We start from the raw sequence: 22,831 nt of genomic DNA on the forward strand, positions 1-22,831 counted from the left end.
GGCGGAACCCCGGTGATCCGGGACGAAATCGCAGGTCGGGAAGGGTCACGAGGGCTCCGGGGTGGCGCAATCTCCCCGTTATTCTATTTTCCCTACTCGTTTACTAGGGTTCTTGCTGTCACAAGGTTCCGGCGGCTTCCGGGAGGCGGGAATGGACGCGGCGACGGACAGGGCGGCGGCCGTACCCGCCATCGCCGAGGCGCGGCGGCGCAGGGCCGACCGGGCCAGGCAGGTGGCCGACCTGCTGCGCAGGGAGATCCTGCACGGCGGGTTCGGCGCCGGGCGGCTGCCGCTGGAGGCGGCGCTCGCCCGCGAGTTCGGGGCCTCGCGCAACACCGTGCGCGAGGCGCTGGACCTGCTGCGCGAGGAGGGCATCGTCGAGCGCTGCCCGGGGGTGGGCACCACGGTCGCGGGGGAGAAGTATCCGCACGGCCTGCACCGGCTGCTCGGCCTGGCCGAGACGCTCCACGAGCACGGCAGCGTGACCAACGAGGTCCGGACCATGGGCCTCATCGAGCCGCCGGCCGCGGTCGGGCGGCGGCTCGGGGTGGCGGCCGGGGAGCCGGTCGTCTATCTCGAACGGCTGCGCCGCCTGAACGGCCTGCCGCTCTCGCTCGACCTGACCTACCTCGTCCGTGACGTCGGTGAGCCCCTGTTCGAGGCCGACCTCGAACGCAACGACATCTTCGTGCTGCTGGAACAGGTCGCCGGGCAGCCGCTCGGCACGGCGGAGCTGACCATGGAGGCCGTCAACGCCGACGCCCACACCGCCGCCGTGCTCGACGCGCCGCGCGGGGCCGCCCTGCTGATGATCGAGCGGCTCACCCACCTGTCGGACGGCCGCCCGGTGGACCTGGAGTTCGTCCGGTTCCGGGGGGATCGCCTGGCCATGCGCGGCCACCTGCGCCGTGACGTCGAGGATCCCGCGGCCCCCGAGGACCCCTGAGGACCCCTGAGGACCCCGAGGAGAACACATGCCCCTGATCACCCAGCGCGTCGAGGTCCCGGTGACCATCGACGAGGCCCTGTGCATCGACGGCTGCACGCTCTGCGTCGAGGCCTGCCCACTGGACTCCCTGGCCATCAGCGAGGAGACCGGCAAGGCCTACATGCACGTCGACGAGTGCTGGTACTGCGGCCCGTGCGCCGCCCGCTGCCCCGTGGACGCGGTCACCATCAACATCCCCTACCTGCTGCGATGAAGGATCCTGCGAAGATGAACCCCCTGCGTGCGGCGGCCGCGGCCGCTCTGCTGCTGGCCGTGGCCGGCTGCTCGGTCGCCGGAGCCGCGGGCGGTGGCGACGGCGGCGACGACACCGGGAAGACCCGGGTCGTCATCGGCTACCAGTCCAAGACCATCAACACCGTGACCGCCGGGACGCTGCTGCGCTCGCTCGGCTACCTGGAGAAGCGGCTCGGTGACAAGTACACCGTCGAGTGGCAGGACCACGACACCGGCGCGCCGATCACCGCCAAGATGGTGGCCGGGAAGATCGACATCGGCTCGATGGGCGACTACCCGCTGCTGATCAACGCCTCCCGCACCCAGGGCATCGAGGCGGCGCGCACCGAGCTGGTGGCCGTCACCGGCTACAACCTGCGCGGCGCGCTCAACATGGTCGTCGTCGCCAAGGAGTCCGAGGCCAGGACCCTGGCCGACCTCAAGGGGAAGAAGATCTCCGCCAGCGTCGGCTCCGCCGGGCACGGCACCCTGGTCCAGGCGCTGGAGAAGGCCGGGATCGACCCGGTGAACGGCGTCGAGACCGTCAACCAGCAGCCGCCGGTCGGCGCCTCCGCGCTGGAGGCCGGCACCGTCCAGGGGTACGCCCAGTTCGTCGCCTGGCCCGGCCTGCTGGTCTTCCAGGACAAGGCCCGGCTGCTCTACGACGGCGCCGCCCTGGACGTGCCGACCTTCCACGGCACCGTGCTGCGCGCCGCGTACGCCAAGGAGCACCCCGAGGTCGTCGACGCGTTCCTCAAGGCGCAGATCGACGCCACCCGCTATCTGCACGAGCACCCGCTGGAGGCGGCCGAGTCGGTCGCCGAGGAGACCGGCCTCCCGGCCGAGGTCGTCTACCTCTACAACGGCCCCGGCGGCATCTCCACCTTCGACGTCACCCTCAAGCCGCAGCTCAAGGCCGCCCACGAGCACGACGTGCCCTACCTCAAGCGCATCGGCGACGGCTTCTCCGGGGTGGACCTGTCCCGCTTCGTCAACGACTCCTACCTGCGCAAGGCGTACGGCGCCGCCTACGACGCCGACACCGCCTCCACCGCCAACCCCGCCGCGATCACCGGCGACGACCCCGTCTGCGGGATCCCGGTCGAGGACCCCGCCACCGCTTCCGAGCTCTGGCTCGCCGGTGAGAGGACCACCCGCCCCGCGGCGACCCCCGCCTGCCTGCTGCGCGGGGTCGCGAAGGCGGAGGCGGACGGGACCGCGCAGGTGCGTGCCGCCTACGTGCCCGACGCCGCCACCGGCACCCGCTGGTTCGCCGACCGGGCCTTCTGGGTGGAGGACCCGAAGGCGGAGGAGAACGCCCGCCTGCTGCCCTTCACCACCGAGGACGGTGCCGAGGCCTACCTCGAGGCGCACTCCGGCGCCAAGGCCGTCTCCTACGACGACGCCCTGAAGGCCGCCGCGAAGGGCGACGCGTGATGGCCGGCCCCCGGACGGCCCCCCACTCCCCGTCGCCCGGCCCCGGCGTGGACCCGGCCACGCCCTCGGAGAACGCACCCGCCGCGAACCCGGGGACCACGGGCGCGGGCTCGGAGAACGCGGCCGGGAGTACCGGGCCCGCGGCCGACGCGGCCGCGGTCCCCGTTTCCGGCGGCTCCGGCGATCCGGACGCCTCTCGGAGTACGGCCGGCGGCCCGGGCGCCTCCCGCGCGGCGGCCGGCGGCCGGGCCGCGCTGCGGTGGGGGATCCGGGCGGCCTCGCTGCTGGCGGCGGCCGGGCTCTGGCAGGTGCTCACCGCCGCCGACGCCCGGCTCTGGCTGCGCTTCGACCGGCTGCCCACGCTCGGTGAGATCGCCGAGCGGTTCGGCGCGCAGCTGACGACCTCGCTCTACTATCTCGACCTGCTGCAGAGCCTCATCCGCATCCTCACCGGCTTCGGCCTCGCCGCGGTCGCCGGGATCACCACGGGCATCCTGGTCGCCCGCTCCCGGCGCGCCGGCGACGTGCTGCTGCCGCTGCTGGAGGCGGTCCGGCCGATCCCCGCCATCGCCCTGGTGCCGATCGCGATCCTGCTCTTCCCCACCGACGAGCAGGGCATCGTCTTCATCACCTTCACCGCGGCATTCTTCCCCGTCACGGTCAGCACGCGGCACGCCGTACGCGCCCTGCCGACGATCTGGGAGGAGGCGGTCAGGACCCTCGGCGGGACCCGCCGCCACGTGCTGTGGAACGTCGTGCTGCCCGGCATCCTGCCGGGCGTGTTCGGCGGGCTGTCGGTCGGCATGGGCGTGGCGTGGATCTGCGTGATCTCCGCGGAGATGATCTCCGGTGAGTTCGGGGTCGGCTACCGGACCTGGCACGCCTACACGGTCGTCGACTACCCGGGGGTGATCGTCGGCATGATCACGATCGGTGTCCTCGGCTGGCTGACCTCGGCCGCCATCGAACTGATCGGGCGGCGGGCCACCGGCTGGCTGCCCCGCGCGGAAGGGAGCAGGCGATGACGTCGGTCGCGGAGAACGCCACCGGACGGGCCCCGGTGGACGAAGCCCGCCGAGAGGACGGCGCCGCCGGTGCGGGGCTCGCCTTCCGGCTGGAACGGGCGGGCCTGGGCTACGGCCGGGACGCGGTGCTGCGGGACGTCGAGCTGGAGGTGGCGCCGGGCGAGGTCCTAGTCGTCGTGGGCGCCTCCGGCTCCGGCAAGTCCACCCTGCTGCGCGCCCTGGCCGGGCTGCTCCCGCCGCGCGAGGGCCGGATCCTGGCCGGCGGGCGGGAGGTCACCGGCCCCTCGGCGGACCGCGCGATGGTCTTCCAGGACGACGGGCTGCTGCCGTGGCGCTCGGTCCGGCGCAACGTCGAGCTGCCGCTGCGCATCCGCGGCGTGCCGCGGGGCGAGCGCGGGCGGGCCGCGCAGGAGTGGATCGAGAAGGTCGGCCTGGCCGGGTTCGCCCGGCACCTGCCCCGCGAGCTGTCGGGCGGCATGCGCCAGCGCGTGCAGCTGGCCCGCGCCCTGGTCGGCGCCCCGCGCGCGGTGCTGATGGACGAGCCGTTCGGCGCGCTGGACGCCCAGACCCGCGCGGAGATGCAGCGCCTGCTGCTGGAGGTGCTGCGCGAGACCTCCGCGACGGTCGTGTTCGTCACCCACGACGTGGAGGAGGCGCTGCTGCTGGCCGACCGCGTCGCGGTGCTGGGCCGCACCGGCGTGCGGGCCGTCCTGGACGTGCCGCCCGGCGACGACGCCCGTACGAACCTGCGTGAACGCATCCTGGAGGAGTTGTGATGGAGATCCCGCCGATCGAGGACCGCCTCGAGCTGGAGTGCGAGGTGCTCGTCGTCGGCGGCGGGACCGCCGGCACGATGGCCGCGATCACCGCGGCCGAGCGGGGCGCGCGGGTGCTGCTGCTGGAGAAGGCCCACGTACGGCACAGCGGGGCCCTGGCCATGGGCATGGACGGGGTCAACAACGCCGTCATCCCCGGCAAGGCCCCCCCCGAGGACTACGTCGCCGAGATCACCCGGGCCAACGACGGCATCGTCAACCAGAGGACGGTCTACCAGACCGCCACCCGCGGCCACGAGATGGTCCGCAGGCTCGAAGGCTACGGCGTCAAGTTCGAGAAGGACGAGTACGGCGAGTACGCCGTGCGCCGCGTGCACCGCTCCGGCAGCTACGTGCTGCCCATGCCCGAGGGCAAGGACGTCAAGAAGGTCCTGTACCGGGTGCTGCGCCGCCGCGACATCAGGCAGCGGGTCCGCATCGAGAACCGGGTCATGCCGGTCCGGGTCCTGACCGAGGGCGGCCGGGCGGTGGGCGTGGCCGGGTTCGACACGCGCGGCGGCGGGTTCGTCACCGTGCGGGCCGGGGCGGTCATCCTGGCCACCGGCGCCTGCGGGCGGCTCGGCCTGCCGGCCAGCGGCTATCTCTACGGCACCTACGAGAACCCGACCAACGCCGGTGACGGTTACGCCATGGCCTACCACGCCGGAGCCGAGCTCAGCGGCATCGAGTGCTTCCAGATCAACCCGCTGATCAAGGACTACAACGGCCCGGCCTGCGCCTACGTCGCCAACCCGTTCGGCGGCTACCAGGTCAACAACCGGGGGGAGCGCTTCGTCGACTCCGACTACTGGTCGGGCCAGATGATGGCCGAGGTCGCCTCCGAGATCGCCTCCGCCCGCGGCCCCATCTATCTCAAGCTCTCCCACCTGCCCGAGGAGACCGTCAGCGCGGTGGAGACCATCCTGCACTCCACCGAGCGGCCCACCCGCGGCACCTTCCACGCCGGGCGCGGCCACGACTACCGCACCCACGACGTGGAGATGCACATCTCCGAGATCGGCCTGTGCGGCGGCCACTCGGCCTCCGGCGTGTGGGTGGACGAGAACGGCGCCACGACCGTCCCGGGCCTGTACGCCGCCGGGGACCTGGCGTGCGTCCCGCACAACTACATGATCGGCGCCTTCGTCTTCGGCGACCTCGCCGGGGCGCACGCCGCCGCGCACCACACCGTCCCGGACGCGCTCCCCGAGGACCAGGTCGCCGCCGCCCACGAGCTCGTCTACCGCCCGCTGCGCAACCCCGACGGGCCGCCGCAGCCGCAGGTGGAGTACAAGCTGCGCCGCTTCGTCAACGACTACGTGGCCCCGCCCAAGACCGGCGCCAAGCTGGAGATCGCGCTGGAGTCCTTCGAGCGCATGCGCGAGGAGATCGCCACGATGGGCGCGCGCACCCCGCACGAGCTGATGCGCTGCGCGGAGGTGGACTTCATCCGCGACTGCGCGGAGATGGCCGCCCGCTCCTCGCTGGTGCGCACCGAGAGCCGCTGGGGCCTGTACCACGAGCGGGCCGACCTGCCCGCCCGCGACGACGCCTCCTGGCTGTTCCACCTGAACCTGCGCAAGCGGCCCGACGGCGCGATGGAGTTCCTCAAGCGCCCGGTCGAGCCGTACCTGGTGCCCGTCGAGGAGTTCCGGCCGGTCCCGGCGGAGCCGGTGGTCGTCGGCGCCCACACGAGCACCGCGGTGCGCCGGGCCACCGGGACGCGCACCGGACGGGCCGCCGTCGGGCGCTCGCCGCGCATCCTCGAACTGCACCGGCTCGCGGAGGAGCAGCCGTCCCTGGAGCGGCTGGCCCCCTACCTGTCCGACACCGACCCCAAGGTGCGCCGGGCGGCGATCGCGGCGCTGACCGAGACCGCGCCGGAGGGCGTGGGCGAGGCGCTGGCCGCCGCGCTGGCCGACGACCACGGGACGGTACGGCGGGCCGCGGCGAGCGGCCTGCGCGAGCTGGTCGAGGTGCTGCCCGCCACCCCCGGGCTCGGTGCCGCCCTCGCCGCGCGGGCGGAGAGCTCCGACGCCGCGGTCCGCGGCACCGTGCTGGACGTCCTGCGCGCGCTGCGCCTGGGCACGCGGGAGGTCTTCGCCGCCGGGACGCGCGACCCCGACCACCGGGTGCGCATCGAGGCGATCAGGGGCCTGGTCTCCCTCGACGAGTCCGGCCTGGTGGCCGCCGCGGCGGGCGACCCCTCCCGCGAGGTCCGCGTCCGGGTGGCCAAGGGACTGGGCACGATCGGCAAGCCCGCCGAGGTGCTGGCCGAACTCGCCGGCGACACGGACCCGCTGGTCAGGGCGGCGGCCCTGGAGGCCTCCGGCGCCACCGGCTCCCCCCTGCGGGAGCAGGCCGTACGGGCCCTGCGGGATCCGGAGTGGGAGGTGCGGACCGGCGCGGCCCGGTGCCTGGGGGCGTGCGACCCGCAGGACGCGGCCGGCCCGCTGGCCGAGGCGCTGACCGACGGCAACCTCGACGTCCGCAAGGCGGCCGTGCTCTCCCTGGCCCCGTGGGCGGCCCGCCCCGAGGTGGCCACGGCCCTGCGCGGCGCTCTGGCCGACACCGACGCCGACGTCCGCGCCTACGCGCGCAGGGCCCTGGCGGGATGAACCCCGCCCGCCGGGGCCGGTGGATCCCTCCGGAGTACGGCCCGCCCGCGCGGTTCCGCGGGGACGGGCCGTGCCCGGGGGCCGGGGCGGGCGGGAAACCTGTTGTGCCGGGTGGCCGGGGGCGTTTTGGATGGGGGCGTGTCGGCGTCCGGTGATCCTGTGCTCTGCGATGTGACGCGGGCGGACGCCTCCGGCCGGGTTCCGGCGGCGGGCCCGCCCGCCGCGCTGGAGATCGCCTGCGACGAGTCGGGCTCGGAGGGGGAGAAGCTCGTCGGCGGCAACACCGACGTCTTCACCCACGCCAGCGTGTCGCTGGACGTCGGCGACGCCGCCGGGTGCATGCGGGAGATCCGGCGCAGGGCGCCCTCACCGGCGCTGGAGTACAAGGCGAACATCCTGCTGCGGGGCAAGCACCGCTCCGCCCTGGTGTGGCTGCTCGGCCCGTCGGGGCCGCTGCGGGGCAGGACCCACGTCCACCTGGTCGACAAGACGTTCTTCGCCGTCGGCAGGCTCGCCGGGCTGCTGACCGGGAGCGCGGTACGACCGGCGGGGGCGGGTCCGCGCCCGGAGCGGTGGGCCGGGGACGCCGGGGCCGTGGCCCGCGTGCTGTACCGCGAGGGGCCGGAGGTCTTCGGACCCGGACGCTGGGCGGCGCTGCTGGAGGCGTTCAACGATCTGGCGCGCGCCAGGGAGCCGGGGGAGGCGGCGGCGCACGCCGAGGAGTTCTCCCGCATCGTCGAGACCGCGCGCGCCCGCCCCGACGGCGCACGGGGCCGGGCCGATGAGATCGTGGGGCTGCTGTGGGAGGCCCGGTCGCGGGCGGGCTCCTTCCGGGCCCTGCTGTCCGCAGGGCCCGGTACGGTCCCGGCCCTGGACCCCCTGATCCCGGCCATCGTGCGGACCGTCGCGCATTGGACGGCGGGCGGGAGGCCCGTCTCGATCGTCCACGACATGCAGACCACGCTGACCGAAGAGCGCATCGCCCAGCTCAGGGAGATACCGGTGGCGGGCGGGCTGACCGGGCTGCGGCTCGTCGACTCCCGGTCGGACCCGCGCGTCCAGGTCGCCGACGTCCTGGCCGGGGCCGCGCGGAAGATCGCTTCCGAGGAGCTCAACGGCCGGGGCGACGCCGAGCTCACCGCGCTGCTGCGGCCGTACGTGGACGCCTCCTCGACCTGGGGCGACGAGCGCAGCTGGTCCCTGCTCGGCCCCGTCGCGGACCCGCCGGCGCGGCCCCGACCCTGACCGGCCCGCCGGGGCGCGGAAACGCCCGGCCCGGCTGCGACCAAGCAGAGGTGTAAGGGCGAACGACGAAGGGAGCGAGGCCGGTGCGCCTCAACGAAGACCCTGTGGCCTTTGAGGCCTTCTATCGCCGTCACATCGATGCGGTCATGCGGTTCGTCGTACGCCGGGTGAGCGATCCTCACCTGGCGGCCGACCTGACCGCCGACGTCTTCCTGGCGGTCCTGGACTCGGCGCACACCTACCGCCCCGGCCGGGGCAGCGAGGTGGCGTGGCTGTACGGCATAGCGCGCAACGTCGTGTCGGCCCAGCACCGCAGGGCGGCCCGGGACGCGCGGCTGGCCGGGCGCGTCGCGGGGCGGCGGATGATGGACGACGACGATCTAGGCCGGATGGAGGAGCGGATCGACGCCGAGCGGCGGATGCGCGAGGCCTTCCGCGCGATGGCGGACCTGCCCGACGGCGAGCGGGCCGTACTGGAGCTCGTGGCGATCGACCAGCTCACCGTCACCCAGGCCGCCGAGGCCCTGGGCGTCCGGCAGGTGACCGCCCGGGTCCGCCTGCACCGGGCCAGACGAGCCCTCCAGGGCGTCGTTTCGCCGACCGTACGGCAGATGGAGGGATCGGCATGAGCAACTTCGAAGAGCGCCTGCTCAGCGCGCTCAAGCAGGACATGGCCGCCAGGGAGCCGGCCGGGCGGGAGGCGGCCGCGACGGTGACGCGGGCGCGCCGCGGCCCGAACCGCCGCCTGCTGGGGCTGGCCGCCGGAGTGACGGGGGTCGCGGCGGCCGCCACGGTGGCCTTCACACTGATCGGCGGGGCCGGCAACCCGGCCTTCGCGGTGGAGGAGCGGGCGGACGGGTCGGTCGAGGTGCGGATCGACGAGTTCCGCGAGCCGGAGGAACTGGAGGCCGCGCTCGCCGGGAAGGGGGTCACCGCCGTGGTGGACTATCTGCCGCAGGGGCAGACCTGCCGGGAGCCGCGGGGCGAGCGGGGCGAGGCGGGGCGGCCGGACGAGCCGATGCAGGTGCAGGTCACCGGGGGCGGGGGGATCACGTTCCGGATCGGCAAGGGGCAGGTCGGGGCCGGTGAGACGCTGGTGCTGGCGGTCTCCTTCGACCGGGCCCGCCCGGAGCAGGCGCCGGCCGGGATGTCGCTGGCGGTCGTGCGGGGAGCCGTCGCCCCGTGCGAGGCGGTGCCCATGGACATACCCCGGAACGGCAGGCCCGCCGGCCCCGAGCCCACCGGCCCGGTCACCCACGAGCGGTCCGGCGGCGACGACGGTCCCAGCCTGAACACCGACGGCGGCTGAGGACGATCCGGGCCGGGGCCTCGACCGGGCCGTCGATGGCGGCCGGCGGCGCCGGGGTCTCAGGGCTTGCGGGCGAGCCCGGCGACGACCCAGGACTTCTGCGCCAGCCGGTCGGGCACCGGGGCCGGTGGCCGCCACTGGCGGACGTAGACGAAGCCGGGCTCCACCAGCTCCAGCCCGTCGAAGAAGCGCAGCGCCTGGTCGCGGGTACGGGGGCCGCCACCGGGCTTGTCGAGGACCTTGCGGTAGATGTCGGCGATCCGCTCGGCGATGTCCGGGCGGGTGTCGAAGACGGCGTGGGTCAGGCCGAGATAGCTGCCGGACGGCAGCCGCCCGCACAGCCGCGCCACGCTCTCGAACGGCCCGTCCTCGTCGGGGATGTACTGCAGGGTGCCGAAGATCAGGACGGCGACGGGCCGGTCGAGGTCGATCAGCTTGCGCAGGCCGGGGTCGTCTAGCAGTTCGTCGGGGTGGAGGATGTCCCCCTCCACCGCCGTCGTCCGGTCGTCGACGGCCAGGAAGGCCCGGGCGTGGTTGAGCGCGACGGGGTCGTCGGCGACGTACGCCACGCGGCTCTCGGGAGCGAGCGACCGGGCGACCTCGTGGAGGTTGCGCTGGGTGGGCATCCACGAGCCCACGTGGACGAACTGCCCGACGCCCTGCTCGACGAGATACCGCACGACGTTCTCCCGGAAGGCCTGGACGTGCCTGCCCATGGCCTTGGCCTCCGGCGCGAGTGCCAGGACCTTCTCCGCGGCCGCCCGGTCGGCGGCGAAGTTGTCCTTGCCGCCCAGGAAGTAGTCGTTCATCCGGGCGACGTTGGGAGTGCCGGCCGACAGGCCCGCCGGCCGCTGAGACGCCTCGCTCATCCGTCTCCTCCTCGTTCCCGCGGGGGTTACGAGGACGGTAGCAGTGTTCATGTGGATATGCGGTCTCATCCGGGGCGGCCGGGAAGGCAGGGGCCGGAGGCGCCGAGGACCGCCGACCGCATCCAGTTGAACCCGGGCCTGTCCCTGGGAGTGCGCACGGCGACCCACCCCGGCGGATGCGGCCCCGCCAGAAGCTCGACGCGGTCCTGCCGGTACTTGAACTTGATCGCTACGGCGGTCGCGTCGGGTTCGGGGTAGACCGGGGCCGATTCCTCGATCACGTAGGCGCACCGGGCCTCGCCCGCGGCCGGGGTCGCGGGGGCGGCCGGATCCGCTTTCCCGGTGGGGAGGAGGGCGTACAGCGCTGCGGCCAGGAGGACGGCACCGGCGACGGCCGCCTGCGGCATCCGCGACGGGAGCCGGGGACCCCCCTTCGCCTGCTCGCCGTTCGCCCCGTGGTCGTGTTCACCGCGCTCACCGTGGTCGTGTTCACCGCGCTCACCGTGGTCGTGTTCGCCGATCGCCTCGTGATCGTGCTCACCGCCCTCGCCGTGGCCGGGTGTGATGACAGCCGGAGGCGTCACGTTCTGATCGGTCAGGGATGGCTGCGTGTCATGTAATGAATTGTCGTCTTTATAGGGCTTGTCGGATTTAGTGGCTAAAGCCTGATTTCGCACCCGCAGATAAACGACATGCTTGCTTTCCGGCACCCCTGCGGCGCGCAGCATCTTGATGAGGGTCTCCTCCGGAGGAATCGCGCCTTTCAGGTAGGCGTTCAGTCTGGTCGTCGACACCCCGAGCGCTCTGGCCTGTTCCCGCTGCCCCCTCTTTCCCGTCCCCTCCGCCAGGGAGCGGATCAGATCAGCCGGTCGCCCGGTCCGATCCCTGCCGGTTCCCGCGGAGGTCTGTTCCGTGCCGCCCATCGTGTTCCGTTCGTGCTCGTAAAACCGGAGGTGATCACGCTTTTCGGATGCCGCCGCCGTTCCGTGCACCGTTGAGGCTGGCGGAACGGCAGTGCCGTGAGGAATCCTGCCTGGCGTAAGCGGCAAATGACACCTAAGCGGTCAAGAAAGAGCCCCGCAACCCCAGGTTGAGTGCGATTCTTGCTCCTCTTGGTTTGAGTGTCACTGTATGTCCTAAAGAAAGGAGTATTATGCTGCATTACCGGTTTGAAGGCTGGTATCAGGAATCCTACTCAGGTGACGGATTCGAGGTGATCCTCGGCCTTCTCAAGGTCTTCGGGTTCTGGGCCTTCGTCTTCGGATTGATCGCCTTCCTGGCGTGGGCGGTCAGGCGCCTCAGGCAATCTCGGCCGTCGATCCACCCGGAGCCGCCCGACCCGAGCTGGTACAGCCGGCCGTCGCCGGGACAGATCTGGTGGGCGGCCGTGCCGTTCGCCGACGGATCGGGATCCAAGGTCCGTCCCTGCCTCGTGGTCCGCACACACGCGCACGGCGTCGAGGTCCTGAAGATAACGAGCCAGGACAAGTCCCATCGATACGACTGCATGCAGATCCCGACCGCGCGGTGGGACAGACGTGCGCGCAAGGACAGCTGGCTGGACCTGTCGCGCACGCATTTCTTGAGCGACGACGCCTTCAACAGGCTCGCGGCCCGGGACTGCGACGGGGGCACCTGGTCCGAGGTGACCCGCCGTCACGGCACGGGGTGGGTCTACCTGCCCGAGAGGGTGCGGTGAGCGGGGAAGGAGATCCGGTGACCGGTGCCGGGAGGGCGCGCACGCCGATCGGCGAGGGACCGGCGTGACGCTCAGGTGCCGGTACGGGGCCAGGCGGCCAGGGCCAGTTCGGCCGTCTCGGTGAGCTCCGCCGCGGTGGCGCCGTCGCGGGCCCGCTGGGACATGCCCTGGATGACCGCGGCGAAGTAGGCGGCCAGGGCCCGGGGGTCGGCCGTGGCGGGGAGCTCGCCTTCGCGCCGCGCGGTCTCCAGGCGTGCCTCGAAGGCGGCCAGGTTCGTGTTGCGCAGGTCGCGCAGGAACGCCGCGACCTCGGCGTCCTGGACGGTGACGTTGGTGGCGGCGCTGATGGTCAGGCAGCCGGGCGGGTGGCCGGGGCCGGGATAGAAGGCCGCCGCCTCGCGCAGGATGCGGCGGAACGCCCCGCGGGCGGTGGGCTCCTCCCGCAGGGCGGCACCGGCGAACGCGCCGGCCGGGGAGCGGCCGTAGGCGTGGACCACCTCTTCGAACAGGGACTTCTTGTCCCCGAACGCCGCGTACAGGCTGCCGGGCTTGATACCCATGACCCGGGTCAGCTCGCCGACGGAGGTGGCCTCGTAGCCGTGTTCCCAGAACAGCCGGGTGGCGGCCTCCAGGGCCGTCGCGCGGTCGAATGCCGGCGGGCGCCCCCGCCTCGCCCCTGTCCCACTCATGCCCCTAATTCTAGAGCGATCCCTCAAAAAAGTGTGTTACGTTCCTTCTTGAGCAATCACTCAATAAATAGGGATGGGAGGCCGTCATGGCAGCAGGAGCACTGCAGGGCAAGGTCGCGCTGGTGACCGGCGGCAGCCGGGGGATCGGCCGGGCCGTCGCGCAGCGGCTCGCCCGGGACGGCGCCGCCGTCGCCGTCGCCTACGCCCGTGACGAGGCGGCGGCGGACGAGACCGTCGAACGCATCCGCAAGGACGGCGGCCGGGCGTTCGCGTTGCGCGCGGAGCTGGGTCGGCACGGGGACGCGGCCCGGCTGTGGGCCGCCTTCGACGCCGCGGCCGGGGAGCACGCGCCCGACGGGAGGCTCGACATCATCGTCAACAACGCCGGGATAGGCCGCAGCGCGCCGCTGGCCTCGCTGACGGAGGACGGCTTCGACGAGGTGTTCGCGGTGAACGTGCGCGCGCCGTTCTTCATCGTGCAGCAGGGGCTGGCCCGCCTGCGCGACGGGGGCCGGATCGTCAACGTCTCCAGCGGCGCGGCCCGCCTGGCCATGCCGGAGATCATCGCCTACGGCGCGACCAAGGGGGCGCTGGACACCTTCACCCTCAACCTCGCCAAGGAACTGGGCCCCCGGGGCATCACGGTGAACTCGGTGGCCCCCGGGATCATCGACACGGACGTCAACGCCGGCTGGCTGCGCGGCGACCCGCAGGCCTGGGCGCACGCGGCGTCCCTGGCCGCCCTCGGCCGGGTCGGGCAGCCGGAGGACGTGGCCGACGTGGTGGCCTTCCTCGTCTCCGACGACGCGCGCTGGGTGACCGGCCGGGTCGTCGACGCCACGGGCGGCTCCGGGCTGTGAGCCCCTCCCCGGGGTGAGGGCGCCGTACGGCGCCGCGTCCCGGTCAGCGGCGGTGCGGCGGGTGATGGGCGCCGGCCTGGTGGCGCAGCCAGGCGTGCCAGGCCGCGACGCCGTCGCCGCGCGTCGCCGAGACCGGGATCACCGGGACCGCGGGGTTCACCCGGTGCAGATGGTCCCGGAACAGTTCGTCGGGGAAGTCCACGTACGGCAGCAGGTCGACCTTGTTGAGCACCACGGCGTCGGCGGTGCGGAACATGTGCGGGTACTTCAGCGGCTTGTCCGGGCCCTCGGTGACCGACATGATCACGACCCGGCGCGACTCGCCCAGGTCGAACAGCGCGGGGCACACCAGGTTCCCCACGTTCTCGACGAACACCACCGAGCCCGGGGCCGGATCGAGCTCCCGCAGCGCGCCGGCGAGCATGGCGGCGTCGAGGTGGCAGCCGGCCCCGGTGTTCACCTGCACCGCCCGGCAGCCGGTCGCCCGGATCCGCTCGGCGTCGAAGGCGGTCTCCTGGTCGCCCTCCACCACCGAGACCCCGCGCCCGCCGCCCATGTCGCGGATCGTCCGCTCCAGCAGGGTGGTCTTGCCCGACCCCGGGGAGCTCATCAGGTTGACCGCGAGGACGCCCCGCCCGGCCAGCCACGCCCGGTTGAGCTCGGCGAGGTCGTCGTTGCGGGCCAGGATCCGCTGCTCGACGGTGACGGTCCGGCCGCGACCGGGTCCGTGGTCGTGCCCGGCCGCGCGTCCGGATTCGTGCCCGGCCCCGATCCCGTGGCCGCCTCCGGGTCCGGCCCCGATCCCGTGGTCGTGTCCGGCCCCGCGTCCGGGGTCGCCGTACTCCGCGCAGCCGCAGGTGCCGCACATGCGCTCTCCACCTCCACCGAAGCGATCAGCATCTGCCGCCCGGACAGCACGGCCACGTCGGCCCCGTCGCACGCCGGGCACAGGACGAGCGGGTCGCCGGTCTCGAACGCCGTGCCGCACCCGCGGCACCGGCAGCGGCCGGGCGGTTCCCCGACCTCCAGCACGGCCCCCTCCAGCGCGGTCCCCTCGGTGACCAGGTCGAAGCAGAAGGCGATGGACTCCACCACCACCCCCGACAGCCGGCCGATCTCCAGGCGCACGAGGGTCACCCTCGCGCCGCCGGTCCGCTCGGCGACGGCCTCGACGACCGCCTGGGCGAGGGACAGCTCGTGCATCAGCAGATCCTCGGCAGCGGGTCGCCCACCAGCAGGTCGCAGATCCGGGTCCCGCCGAACACGGTGTTCAGCAGCACCAGGCCCGGCGGGTCGTCCTTGACCCGGCCGATCAGCGCGGCCCGCCCGCCGAGGGGGTGGCCGCGCATGGCGGCGAGCGCGGCGTCCGCCTCGGCGCCGTCCACGAAGACCACCATCCGCCCCTCGCACGCCACGTACAGCGGGTCGATGCCCAGCAGCTCCGAGGCCCCGCGCACCTCTGGCTCCACCGGCACCGCCTGCTCGTCGACGACCACCGCGACACCGGCCGCCCTGGCCACCTCGTTGAGCACCGTGGCCACCCCGCCCCGGGTGGCGTCACGCATCGCGCGCACCCCCGGCGCGGCGGCCAGCAGCGCGGCCGTCAGGCCGTGCAGCGGCGCGGTGTCGGAGACCAGGTCGGCCTCGATGTCGAGCTCGCCGCGGGCCAGCATGATCGTGATGCCGTGGGCGCCGACCGGGCCGGAGACCAGGACCGCGTCGCCGGGCCGCACGGTCGCGGCGCCCAGCCGGCCGGGGTGGTCGACCACCCCCACCCCGGCGGTGTTGACGTAACAGCCGTCGCCCTTGCCGCGCTGCACCACCTTGGTGTCCCCGGTGACCACCGCGACCCCGGCCGCCTGCGCCGCAGCGCGCATCGAGTCCACGATCCGGGTCAGGTCGGCGATCGGGAAGCCCTCCTCCAGGATGAAGCCGGCCGTCAGGTACAGCGGCCTGGCCCCGGAGACCGCCAGGTCGTTCACCGTGCCGTTGACCGCCAGGTCGCCGATGTCCCCGCCGGGGAAGAACAGCGGCGAGACCACGAACGAGTCGGTGGTCAGCGCCAGCCGCGCGCCGTCCACCGACAGCGCGGCGGCGTCCTCCAGCGGCTCCAGCAGCGGGTTGCGGAACGCCTCCAGGAAGATCGCCTCGACCAGCGTCTGGGTGGCCTTCCCGCCCGAGCCGTGGGCGAGGGTGACGCGCTCCTCGCGTACCTTCGGACGCCGCCGCCTGGCCCGCTCGATCCGGTCCAGGACCTGCTCCTCCGGGTTCACGTGACGCTCGCCTCCCGGACCCTGGTGCGGGTGAACCTGCCGAAGTTGTAGTAGGCGGCGCAGGCGCCCTCCGGCGAGACCATGCAGGTGCCGATCGGCGTCTCCGGCGTGCAGGCCGTACCGAACACCTTGCACTCCCACGGTTTCAGCACGCCCTTGAGCACCTCGCCGCACTGGCACGCCTTGGGGTCGGCCACCCGCACCCCGGGCGTCTCGAACAGCAGTTCGGCGTCGAAGGCGGCGTACCGCTGCCGCATCCGCAGCGCGGAGTGGGAGATGAACCCCAGCCCCCGCCACTCGAAGTACGGCCGCAGCTCCATCACCTCGCCGATCACGCGCAGCGCGGTCGGGTTGCCGTCCCAGGGGACCACGCGCGAGTACTGGTTCTCCACCTCGGCGCGGCCCTCGCGCAGCTGCAGCAGCAGCATGTAGATCGACTGCAGGATGTCCAGCGGCTCGAACCCGGCCACCACGAGCGGCTTGCCGTAGTCGCGGGCGATGAACTCGTACGGCCGGCAGCCGATGACCGTGGAGACGTGCCCGGGGCCGATGAACCCGTCCAGCCGCAGGTCGGGGGAGTCCAGGATGGCCTTGATCGCCGGAATGATCATGATGTGGTTGCAGAAGACGGAGAAGTTCTCCAGCCCCTCCTTGGCCGCCCGCAGCACGGTCATCGCGGTCGACGGCGCGGTCGTCTCGAACCCGATGGCCATGAACACCACCTGCCGCTCCGGGTTCTGCCGGGCGATCTTCAGGGAGTCCAGCGGCGAGTAGACCATCCGGATGCTGGTGCCCTCGGCGTTGGAGTCGAAGAAGTTCCCGCCGCTGCCCGGCACCCGCATCATGTCGCCGAAGGAGGTCATCAGCACCTCCGGACGCCGGGCGATGTGGATCGCGTCGTCGATGCGCCCCATCGGGATGACGCACACCGGGCATCCCGGGCCGTGGACCAGCGTGACGTTCTCGGGTAGGTAGTCCTCCAGCCCGTGCTTGTAGATCGTGTGGGTGTGCCCGCCGCACACCTCCATGAACTTGTACTCCCGTCCGGGCTCGCACAGAGCGGCGATCTTGGCCGACAGCGCCCTGGCCGTCTCGGCGTTCCGGAACTCGTCAACGAACCGCATACCGGTCTCCTAGATGATCCGGGACTCGCGCAGCGCCGCGATCTCGTCCTCGTAGGCCTTGCCGATGCTCTCCAGGAACTCCGTCGCGGCCCTGGCCTCCGCCTCGTCGATCTTGGAGAGCGCGAAGCCGACATGGATGAGCACCCAGTCGCCCGGCTCCACCCGCTCCCCGGCCAGCAGACCGATGTTGATGGCGCGCTTGACCCCGCTCACGTCGACCCGGGCCAGATCGGGCCGGTCGGACAGGATCTCGATCACCTCTCCCGGGATTCCCAGGCACATGTCCGCTCCCTTTCGATCAGGTCGACGACCGCCTCCATGGCGGTGCCGACGGCCCGCTCGACGGTGGGACTCAGCCCCATCCGCTGCACGAGCGTCGCGGGTTCGCAGCCCACCAGCAGTATCCGCCCGGGCAGCCGGCCGAGCATGCCCATCAGGGACAGGACGGCCTCCGGCTGCATGCCGTGGGCGTCGAGACCGGTCGGGGCCCCGGCCTCCAGTTCGATGACGGAGACCGTGCCGGGCGGGTCGCCCAGGCCGACCGCGTCAACCATGATCATCACGTCGTAGTCGCCGTCCACCGTGTCGTAGGCCAGGTGCATGCCGCGGATGCCGTAGTCCGCGACCCGCACCCCCGCCGGCAGCGCCAGGCCGGACAGCCGGTGGGCGACCTCCACCCCGAAGCCGTCGTCGCCGAGGAACACGTTGCCGACCCCGGCCACCAGGATCCGCGCGGCCGAGTTCCCTCCTGAATCCCGCGGGGGCGGGACGGCGGCGGTCACAGCGGTTCCACCTCGTCCGGGGCGAAGTAGCGGAACCTGCCGTGGGCGGCGTAGGCGTCCTCCTCGCCGTCCCCGTCGAGCGCCACCGCCAGGTGCACGTCGCCGTCCACGTCGTGCAGCACCGCCGCCACGGTCGCCGTGCGCCCGGCCAGGAACATGTCCTGGGCGTCGGCCCGGCGGCCGGGGCGCAGCCGTACCGGCGAGCCCTTCGCCACCCTGACCCCGGCCACGACCACGGCGTCGGTCTCCGGGGACACCGAGGCGTCGGCACCCGGATCCCACCACGGCACCGCCGGCCGGCCGGTGACCTCCGGCCGCGACTCCCGCGACTCCCCGGTCACCTCCGGCCACGGCTCGTCCGGCCGCCCGGCCGGCTCCCGCGACCCGCCCGGCGGCTTCCGCTGCCGCCCGGTGACCGCGCGCAGGTCCCGCACCGCGCCGTGCAGCCGGGCCAGCGCCTCCGCGGGCAGGTGGTCCACCCGGTCGATCAGCTCGGCCGCGCGCGGGTCGGTGGCCCGGGCCTGCCGCTTCTCCTCCTCGGTGAGCGCCATCGTGCGCAGGGTGAGGATCTCGTCGATCTCGGTGCCGTCGAACAGCTCGCCCGGGCTCTCCTCGGCGACCGCCGGATAGTCGTAGAGGATGATCGGCGAGCAGAGCACGGTGTCGCGCCGGCCGGGCTCGCCGACCAGCACCGGCCACATGCCCTCGTTGCGGCACGCGCGCGCCTGCGCCGCGGCCCACTCCGGGGGGTCCAGCGAGGACAGGAACCCGCCGGAGGTGATCGACAGCAGCGCGTGCGCGGCGATCAGCGCGCTCTTCAGCGCCTCAGGCCTGCTCCCTCCGGCCGCCTCCGGGGAGGCGTCCGCGGTGTTTGCCACGCACAGCCGCAACCGCAGCCCGCCGTACGGGCCGGGCAGGGGGTCGGCGCGCAGCAGCAGCTCACCGCGGAGCGGCAGGCGGCGGCGGACCAGCCGCGCCCCGTCGCCGCCCGGGATCGACTCCACGTCCACGCCGCCGGGCACCTCGAACGGCACCCGGTTGTCACCGGCGAGCAGGTCGGCCACCCGCAGCGCCGCGTCGACCTCCCGCTCGACCGCCTCATCCCAGGTGGTGTGCTCGGCGCCGGCCACCCGCAGCGACGGCACCGCCGTACCCACGCCGTCCTGGACGACCCTCTCCTGAAGATGCAGGAACCGCAGCCGCACGTGGAGCACGGCCCCGGCCCGCGCCTCGGCGAGCAGTTCGGTCCGCGAGCGCGAGGACTCCCCGGGGCAGCCGGGCGGCGCCAGCACGCCCCACTGCCAGCGCACCCTGTTCTTGGCGGCCGAGGCGCGGTACGGGTAGAGCAGGTAACCCTCGTAGAGCACCGCGTCGGCGATCGCCCGGGCCTGCTCCGCTGTGGTGTTCATCTCAGGCCGTTCATCACGGTCGCCCATCTCGGGGTCGGTCATCTCGGGCAGGTCATCTCGGGTCGTTCATTTCGCGCGGTCCACGGTGAGCTCCCACAGGGCGTGGTACAGGGTGGTCTGCGCCTCCTGGATGCGGTGCACCGAGGGGGACGGCACCGTGAACAGATAGTCCATGGCGTCGATCTCGGCCATCCTGCCGCCGTCGTAGCCGGCCAGGCCCACCGTGAGCATGCCGCGCCGGTCGGCCTCCTCGAAGGCCCGCAGCAGGTTCGCCGAGTTGCCGCTGGTCGACAGTCCCACCGCGATGTCCCGGGGGCGGCCGAAGGCGGCGATCTGCCGGGAGAACACGACGTCGAAGCCGACGTCGTTGCTCAGCGCGGTGACGGCCGCGATGTCGTTGGTCAGGCACAGCGCGCCCCGGCCCGAGCCGAGGAACAGCGCCGCCAGGTCCTGGGCGTCGGTCGAGCTGCCGCCGTTGCCGAAGGCCAGCAGCCGCCCGCCGGCGGCGAACCGCTCGGCCATCCGGTCCGCGCACTCCGGCAGGCGCCGCCCCTCGCGCTCCAGCACGAGCGCGCGCAGTTCGGCGGTCTCGCGCACCTTGGCCTCGGTGGACCGGCACACCTCCTCCAGCACGTCCGCCGCCGTGGCGGAGTCGCCGGAGGACAGGAACGGGTAGAGGGAGTCCAGGCTCATGGCGCACCGTCCCCCGGTCGGTGGAGTACGGCCAGCGCCTCGCGGGCGTGCACCAGGACGGTGTCGCCGGCCCGGGCCTCGACCAGGGCGACGCTCACCTCCTCCCGGCCGCCGCCGGCGTCGACCAGCGCGAGATCGTCGTCGAGCAACCGCACGACGACGACCGGGACCGCCGTGTCGGAGCAGGTGACGCAGGTCTCACCGGAGCAGTCGCTCATCGCAGGGCTCCCGGGCGCTCGAGGAAGACGTGCACCAGCTCCCACAGCACGTGGTAGACGGTCACGTGGATCTCCTTGACCACGCGGGGGTCGCCGGAGGCGGCCAGCAGCAGGTGGTCGGCCGACCCCGAGGCGGCGATGGCGCCGCCGTCCCCGCCGGCCAGCGCGACGCGTAACAGGCCGATGTCGCCCGCCTGTTTGAGCCCGCGCAGGACGTTCTCGCACCGGCCGTCGGCGGAGATCGCCAGCGCGATGTCGACCGGCTCGGCCAGGTGGCGGATCTGGTGGGCGAAGGCGTCGGTCAGCCCGGTGCCGGTGAGCGTGGCCACGTCGGAGGCCAGCGAGATCGCCGGAAGCGCGCGCTTGCCGACGATCACCGGGTGGACGAACTCGACCGCCACGTGCTGGGCGTCGGTGCTCGCCGTACCGCTGCCGAAGGCGAGCAGCTTGCCGCCGCGCTGGAAACGGGCGGCCATGGCCTGGCAGGCGCGGGCCACGTCGGCCGCCTGTCCGGCGAGGTCCTCCAGCGGTGCGGCCCGGCGCCGTGCCAGCTCCGTGACAGTGACGCGGTGCGATGGTGACATGAGTGTCACCTTCCATTCCTCAGCGTGTCCGCGCCTCGCTCGGGACGGCGAAGCCGGCGGCCGGGGAACCGAGGATCCCCGACCCGTTCACCGGGAGCTGCGGCTGGTCGGCGGGTGTGGCGGGGTCGGGCTGCCATGCCGACGGATCGTGGGTGAGTCCCAGCAGGTAGGTGACGGTGCAGCCGAGGACGTCGGCGAGGTCGGGCAGCAGGCCGAGGTCCAGCCCGTGGCCGTGCTCCATGGCGCTCAGCGTCCGGTTGGTCGTCGGATTGCCGCGCCCCTGCAGACGCGTGGCGACCTCGTGCTGGGTGAGCCCCAGTGCGAGCCGCCTACCGCGCAGGCGCTGCGCGCACATCCAATGGCGTTCTCGGACCGGGTCTGGTCGGTGAGAGTTCATCCCGACACCTCTGTCCGTGGGAGAAGCCACAAGTGTCCACCCGGTTACGGACGGCGTCAATCGGTGTTGAAAGGAAGTTGGCGCCCAGGTCAGGGGATCAAGGACAACCCATCACGGATGGGGCGGCAGCCGCTGCGAGGCCGGGAAACGGGCCTTCCGGCAGCCTCCGTGAGCGGCCTCCGCGGGCGGCTTGCGCGGGCGGCTTGCGCGGGCCGCGGCCGCGGGGGCCTTCAGCCCCCGGGAGCCCCGGGAACCGACAGGTCGATCTCGACCTCCACCTCGACGGCGTCGGCCAGTTTGAGCGCGCCGAAGAACGCCGAATACGGCTTGACGCCGTACTCGGACTGCACGATCCTGCCGGTCGCGCGGTAACGGCCGCCGCCCAGGTGGGCGACCTCCAGGCGGAGCGGGCGCTCGCGGCCCAGCAGCGCGAGCGTCCCGGTGACGGTTCCGCCGCCGTCGGCGCCGGGGGTGACCTCGGCGGAGGTGAACGTGGCCTCCGGCCGCCGGTCGGAGTCCAGCAGCCGGCGGGCCGTGGCGGCGATCTCCTGCTTCTCGCGCTCGCTCAGCGGTTTGACCCCGCCGGTGCCCGCCACGACCCGCAGCGAGCCGGTGTCGGCGGTGACGGTGATCGTGCTCGCCGCCGGGTCCTCGGCCACGACGGCCTCCCCGGACCAGCGGGTCACCTCGATGGTCAGGTCGTGGCCGGCCTGGGCGGCCAGGCCCTGCCGGGAGGTGCGCAGGATCAGCGTGCCGCGGGCGGGACCGACGGATATCGCCATACGGGCACCGTACGGAACAGGGCCCCCCGAGGGAAGGACCGGGCCGGAGGCCGGAGCGGAGGTCGGGGCAGGGGTCGGGGCGGAGGTCGGGGCAGGGGTCAGGGCAGGGGGATGTCGCCGAAGCGTTCGCGGATGCGGCGCAGGTCGCGCAGACGCGGCTCGGTCTCCCCGCCGAGCCACCTGCTCACGGTCCTGACCGAGACGCCGAGCTGGCGGGCCGCGGCCTCCTGGGTGAGACCCTCCCTGCGCAGGGTGTCGGACATCCACTCGGCGAACGTGCGCGGCGCGGAGCCGGCCGGGGAGGGGACCGCCGCCGGGCCGGGCCGCTCGCCGTCGGAGTGCAGAACGTCCACCTCGACGTCCTGCGGGAAAATGCGAATGGATATCTGAATAGTGCCCTCGGGGCCGGCCGCGTGGAGCAGCGCGCGAAATACCCGCTGGGTGAGAGAGCGATTCTCGTTCTCGGGGAGCGAAGAATCGGCGAGTCCGCGACGGACGAATTCCTGGATTTCCGGAATCGAGGATGGGCGGGCCGGGAAAATCCTGGATAGCACGACGACCGGGAGCACCTCGATCGGGTTCTCCAGCGGCATGTCCGGAGGGTCGATCACCCGATCAGAGTACTCCTCACATCGGCGACATATTCATCTGACACTTGTGTCCGGCCATTATTGGAATATGCTTGCCGCCGTCGCCGTACGGATTTAACGTTCTCCCGTGGCCGACGAAATTAATTTCCCGCGAGGAGGTCACCGATGGCGGAGGCGGATACCGATCAGGT

The 22,831-nt window shown here is 73.1% G+C and carries 27 protein-coding genes; 11 read left to right on the forward strand and 16 right to left on the reverse strand.

What is annotated here, in order from left to right:
• The first annotated feature begins 151 nt into the window (after nt 1-151).
• The 9 genes from Psi01_RS20595 (at nt 152) to Psi01_RS20635 (ending at nt 9,671) form a co-directional block, all read left to right on the forward strand.
• Nucleotides 152-946 carry a GntR family transcriptional regulator gene (locus Psi01_RS20595; protein ID WP_204065686.1) on the forward strand — a complete coding sequence of 265 codons (795 nt, stop codon included), beginning with the start codon at nt 152-154 and terminating at the stop codon, nt 944-946.
• Between the two features lie 28 nt (nt 947-974).
• Nucleotides 975-1,202 (forward strand): 4Fe-4S dicluster domain-containing protein, encoded by a 228-nt coding sequence (locus tag Psi01_RS20600; protein ID WP_204065687.1) that lies wholly within the window; start codon nt 975-977, stop codon nt 1,200-1,202.
• A 14-nt stretch (nt 1,203-1,216) separates the two neighbouring features.
• Nucleotides 1,217-2,659, forward strand: coding sequence for an ABC transporter substrate-binding protein (locus Psi01_RS20605; RefSeq protein ID WP_204065688.1), 1,443 nt, complete (start codon nt 1,217-1,219; stop codon nt 2,657-2,659).
• On the forward strand, nt 2,659-3,684 hold the full coding sequence (locus tag Psi01_RS20610; RefSeq protein ID WP_204065689.1) for an ABC transporter permease: 1,026 nt from the start codon (nt 2,659-2,661) through the stop codon (nt 3,682-3,684). The genes Psi01_RS20605 and Psi01_RS20610 overlap by 1 nt, the downstream gene beginning before the upstream one ends.
• Nucleotides 3,681-4,460, forward strand: a complete 780-nt coding sequence (locus Psi01_RS20615; protein ID WP_204065690.1) for an ABC transporter ATP-binding protein — start codon at nt 3,681-3,683, stop codon at nt 4,458-4,460. The genes Psi01_RS20610 and Psi01_RS20615 overlap by 4 nt, the downstream gene beginning before the upstream one ends.
• Nucleotides 4,460-7,117 (forward strand): fumarate reductase/succinate dehydrogenase flavoprotein subunit, encoded by a 2,658-nt coding sequence (locus tag Psi01_RS20620; protein ID WP_204065691.1) that lies wholly within the window; start codon nt 4,460-4,462, stop codon nt 7,115-7,117. The genes Psi01_RS20615 and Psi01_RS20620 overlap by 1 nt, the downstream gene beginning before the upstream one ends.
• 171 nt (nt 7,118-7,288) lie before the next feature.
• Nucleotides 7,289-8,362 (forward strand): hypothetical protein, encoded by a 1,074-nt coding sequence (locus Psi01_RS20625; RefSeq protein ID WP_239127872.1) that lies wholly within the window; start codon nt 7,289-7,291, stop codon nt 8,360-8,362.
• A gap of 104 nt (nt 8,363-8,466) precedes the next feature.
• Nucleotides 8,467-8,991 carry an RNA polymerase sigma factor gene (locus Psi01_RS20630; protein WP_275424584.1) on the forward strand — a complete coding sequence of 175 codons (525 nt, stop codon included), beginning with the start codon at nt 8,467-8,469 and terminating at the stop codon, nt 8,989-8,991.
• The gene (locus Psi01_RS20635; protein ID WP_204065693.1) at nt 8,988-9,671 is read left to right on the forward strand and encodes a hypothetical protein; all 684 of its coding nucleotides are present in this window, start codon (nt 8,988-8,990) and stop codon (nt 9,669-9,671) included. Before Psi01_RS20630 ends, Psi01_RS20635 begins: the two co-directional genes overlap by 4 nt.
• 59 nt (nt 9,672-9,730) lie before the next feature.
• Here the strand turns inward: Psi01_RS20635 and Psi01_RS20640 are convergent, their stop codons facing one another.
• Nucleotides 9,731-10,540 carry an SAM-dependent methyltransferase gene (locus tag Psi01_RS20640; protein ID WP_204065694.1) on the reverse strand — a complete coding sequence of 270 codons (810 nt, stop codon included), beginning with the start codon at nt 10,538-10,540 and terminating at the stop codon, nt 9,731-9,733.
• Between the two features lie 65 nt (nt 10,541-10,605).
• On the reverse strand, nt 10,606-11,463 hold the full coding sequence (locus Psi01_RS20645) for a helix-turn-helix domain-containing protein (RefSeq protein ID WP_275424585.1): 858 nt from the start codon (nt 11,461-11,463) through the stop codon (nt 10,606-10,608).
• 230 nt (nt 11,464-11,693) lie between these two features.
• Between Psi01_RS20645 and Psi01_RS20650 the strand changes: the two genes are divergently transcribed.
• The gene (locus tag Psi01_RS20650; RefSeq protein ID WP_204065696.1) at nt 11,694-12,239 is read left to right on the forward strand and encodes a type II toxin-antitoxin system PemK/MazF family toxin; all 546 of its coding nucleotides are present in this window, start codon (nt 11,694-11,696) and stop codon (nt 12,237-12,239) included.
• A 71-nt stretch (nt 12,240-12,310) separates the two neighbouring features.
• Here Psi01_RS20650 and Psi01_RS20655 read toward each other — a convergent pair whose 3' ends face one another.
• Nucleotides 12,311-12,928: a TetR/AcrR family transcriptional regulator gene (locus tag Psi01_RS20655; protein ID WP_204065697.1), complete on the reverse strand. Its 618-nt coding sequence runs from the start codon at nt 12,926-12,928 to the stop codon at nt 12,311-12,313.
• A gap of 86 nt (nt 12,929-13,014) precedes the next feature.
• Between Psi01_RS20655 and Psi01_RS20660 the strand changes: the two genes are divergently transcribed.
• Nucleotides 13,015-13,788 (forward strand): glucose 1-dehydrogenase, encoded by a 774-nt coding sequence (locus tag Psi01_RS20660; RefSeq protein ID WP_204065698.1) that lies wholly within the window; start codon nt 13,015-13,017, stop codon nt 13,786-13,788.
• Nucleotides 13,789-13,831: 43 nt separating this feature from the next.
• Here the strand turns inward: Psi01_RS20660 and hypB are convergent, their stop codons facing one another.
• The 13 genes from hypB to Psi01_RS20725 form a co-directional block, all read right to left on the reverse strand.
• Nucleotides 13,832-14,476: a hydrogenase nickel incorporation protein HypB gene (hypB, locus tag Psi01_RS20665; RefSeq protein WP_239127895.1), complete on the reverse strand. Its 645-nt coding sequence runs from the start codon at nt 14,474-14,476 to the stop codon at nt 13,832-13,834.
• Nucleotides 14,398-14,991 (reverse strand): hydrogenase maturation nickel metallochaperone HypA, encoded by a 594-nt coding sequence (gene hypA / locus Psi01_RS20670; protein ID WP_204065699.1) that lies wholly within the window; start codon nt 14,989-14,991, stop codon nt 14,398-14,400. The genes hypB and hypA overlap by 79 nt, the downstream gene beginning before the upstream one ends.
• On the reverse strand, nt 14,991-16,061 hold the full coding sequence (gene hypE / locus Psi01_RS20675) for a hydrogenase expression/formation protein HypE (RefSeq protein ID WP_275424582.1): 1,071 nt from the start codon (nt 16,059-16,061) through the stop codon (nt 14,991-14,993). Before hypE ends, hypA begins: the two co-directional genes overlap by 1 nt.
• Nucleotides 16,058-17,185 carry a hydrogenase formation protein HypD gene (hypD, locus tag Psi01_RS20680; protein ID WP_204065700.1) on the reverse strand — a complete coding sequence of 376 codons (1,128 nt, stop codon included), beginning with the start codon at nt 17,183-17,185 and terminating at the stop codon, nt 16,058-16,060. The genes hypE and hypD overlap by 4 nt, the downstream gene beginning before the upstream one ends.
• Before the next feature lie 9 nt (nt 17,186-17,194).
• Complete coding sequence (locus Psi01_RS20685; protein ID WP_204065701.1) at nt 17,195-17,467, reverse strand: HypC/HybG/HupF family hydrogenase formation chaperone; 273 nt, start codon at nt 17,465-17,467, stop codon at nt 17,195-17,197.
• Nucleotides 17,440-17,967 carry a hydrogenase maturation protease gene (locus Psi01_RS20690; protein ID WP_204065702.1) on the reverse strand — a complete coding sequence of 176 codons (528 nt, stop codon included), beginning with the start codon at nt 17,965-17,967 and terminating at the stop codon, nt 17,440-17,442. The genes Psi01_RS20685 and Psi01_RS20690 overlap by 28 nt, the downstream gene beginning before the upstream one ends.
• A complete protein-coding gene (locus Psi01_RS20695) occupies nt 17,964-19,376 on the reverse strand; it encodes a hypothetical protein (RefSeq protein ID WP_204065703.1) in 1,413 nt (470 codons plus the stop codon). The genes Psi01_RS20690 and Psi01_RS20695 overlap by 4 nt, the downstream gene beginning before the upstream one ends.
• Nucleotides 19,377-19,442: 66 nt before the next feature.
• A complete protein-coding gene (locus Psi01_RS20700; RefSeq protein WP_204065704.1) occupies nt 19,443-20,069 on the reverse strand; it encodes a D-sedoheptulose-7-phosphate isomerase in 627 nt (208 codons plus the stop codon).
• On the reverse strand, nt 20,066-20,287 hold the full coding sequence (locus Psi01_RS20705; RefSeq protein ID WP_204065705.1) for a HypC/HybG/HupF family hydrogenase formation chaperone: 222 nt from the start codon (nt 20,285-20,287) through the stop codon (nt 20,066-20,068). Before Psi01_RS20705 ends, Psi01_RS20700 begins: the two co-directional genes overlap by 4 nt.
• The gene (locus tag Psi01_RS20710; RefSeq protein ID WP_204065706.1) at nt 20,284-20,871 is read right to left on the reverse strand and encodes a D-sedoheptulose-7-phosphate isomerase; all 588 of its coding nucleotides are present in this window, start codon (nt 20,869-20,871) and stop codon (nt 20,284-20,286) included. Before Psi01_RS20710 ends, Psi01_RS20705 begins: the two co-directional genes overlap by 4 nt.
• A 19-nt stretch (nt 20,872-20,890) precedes the next feature.
• On the reverse strand, nt 20,891-21,226 hold the full coding sequence (locus Psi01_RS20715) for a helix-turn-helix domain-containing protein (RefSeq protein WP_204065707.1): 336 nt from the start codon (nt 21,224-21,226) through the stop codon (nt 20,891-20,893).
• A gap of 272 nt (nt 21,227-21,498) precedes the next feature.
• Nucleotides 21,499-22,050, reverse strand: a complete 552-nt coding sequence (locus tag Psi01_RS20720) for a YceI family protein (RefSeq protein ID WP_204065708.1) — start codon at nt 22,048-22,050, stop codon at nt 21,499-21,501.
• A 98-nt stretch (nt 22,051-22,148) separates the two neighbouring features.
• A complete protein-coding gene (locus tag Psi01_RS20725) occupies nt 22,149-22,403 on the reverse strand; it encodes a helix-turn-helix domain-containing protein (RefSeq protein WP_204065709.1) in 255 nt (84 codons plus the stop codon).
• Nucleotides 22,404-22,831 lie beyond the last annotated feature (428 nt).

The organism is Paraplanobispora siamensis (assembly GCF_016863175.1).
In the GTDB taxonomy this organism is placed as follows: domain Bacteria; phylum Actinomycetota; class Actinomycetes; order Streptosporangiales; family Streptosporangiaceae; genus Planobispora; species Planobispora siamensis.

Bases quoted from the DNA above. Each gene is read 5' to 3' on its own strand.
- Psi01_RS20660 (WP_204065698.1), top strand. From the start codon at position 13,015: ATGGCAGCAGGAGCACTGCAGGGCAAGGTCGCGCTGGTGACCGGCGGC.
- Psi01_RS20645 (WP_275424585.1), bottom strand. From the start codon at position 11,463: ATGGGCGGCACGGAACAGACCTCCGCGGGAACCGGCAGGGATCGGACC.
- Psi01_RS20710 (WP_204065706.1), bottom strand. From the start codon at position 20,871: ATGTCACCATCGCACCGCGTCACTGTCACGGAGCTGGCACGGCGCCGG.
- Psi01_RS20610 (WP_204065689.1), top strand. From the start codon at position 2,659: ATGGCCGGCCCCCGGACGGCCCCCCACTCCCCGTCGCCCGGCCCCGGC.
- Psi01_RS20635 (WP_204065693.1), top strand. From the start codon at position 8,988: ATGAGCAACTTCGAAGAGCGCCTGCTCAGCGCGCTCAAGCAGGACATG.
- Psi01_RS20715 (WP_204065707.1), bottom strand. From the start codon at position 21,226: ATGTGCGCGCAGCGCCTGCGCGGTAGGCGGCTCGCACTGGGGCTCACC.
- Psi01_RS20685 (WP_204065701.1), bottom strand. From the start codon at position 17,467: ATGTGCCTGGGAATCCCGGGAGAGGTGATCGAGATCCTGTCCGACCGG.
- Psi01_RS20640 (WP_204065694.1), bottom strand. From the start codon at position 10,540: ATGAGCGAGGCGTCTCAGCGGCCGGCGGGCCTGTCGGCCGGCACTCCC.
- hypA (WP_204065699.1), bottom strand. From the start codon at position 14,991: ATGCACGAGCTGTCCCTCGCCCAGGCGGTCGTCGAGGCCGTCGCCGAG.
- Psi01_RS20605 (WP_204065688.1), top strand. From the start codon at position 1,217: ATGAACCCCCTGCGTGCGGCGGCCGCGGCCGCTCTGCTGCTGGCCGTG.
- Psi01_RS20705 (WP_204065705.1), bottom strand. From the start codon at position 20,287: ATGAGCGACTGCTCCGGTGAGACCTGCGTCACCTGCTCCGACACGGCG.
- Psi01_RS20595 (WP_204065686.1), top strand. From the start codon at position 152: ATGGACGCGGCGACGGACAGGGCGGCGGCCGTACCCGCCATCGCCGAG.
- Psi01_RS20700 (WP_204065704.1), bottom strand. From the start codon at position 20,069: ATGAGCCTGGACTCCCTCTACCCGTTCCTGTCCTCCGGCGACTCCGCC.
- Psi01_RS20720 (WP_204065708.1), bottom strand. From the start codon at position 22,050: ATGGCGATATCCGTCGGTCCCGCCCGCGGCACGCTGATCCTGCGCACC.
- Psi01_RS20600 (WP_204065687.1), top strand. From the start codon at position 975: ATGCCCCTGATCACCCAGCGCGTCGAGGTCCCGGTGACCATCGACGAG.
- hypD (WP_204065700.1), bottom strand. From the start codon at position 17,185: ATGCGGTTCGTTGACGAGTTCCGGAACGCCGAGACGGCCAGGGCGCTG.
- Psi01_RS20650 (WP_204065696.1), top strand. From the start codon at position 11,694: ATGCTGCATTACCGGTTTGAAGGCTGGTATCAGGAATCCTACTCAGGT.
- Psi01_RS20695 (WP_204065703.1), bottom strand. From the start codon at position 19,376: ATGAACACCACAGCGGAGCAGGCCCGGGCGATCGCCGACGCGGTGCTC.
- Psi01_RS20655 (WP_204065697.1), bottom strand. From the start codon at position 12,928: ATGAGTGGGACAGGGGCGAGGCGGGGGCGCCCGCCGGCATTCGACCGC.
- Psi01_RS20615 (WP_204065690.1), top strand. From the start codon at position 3,681: ATGACGTCGGTCGCGGAGAACGCCACCGGACGGGCCCCGGTGGACGAA.
- Psi01_RS20620 (WP_204065691.1), top strand. From the start codon at position 4,460: ATGGAGATCCCGCCGATCGAGGACCGCCTCGAGCTGGAGTGCGAGGTG.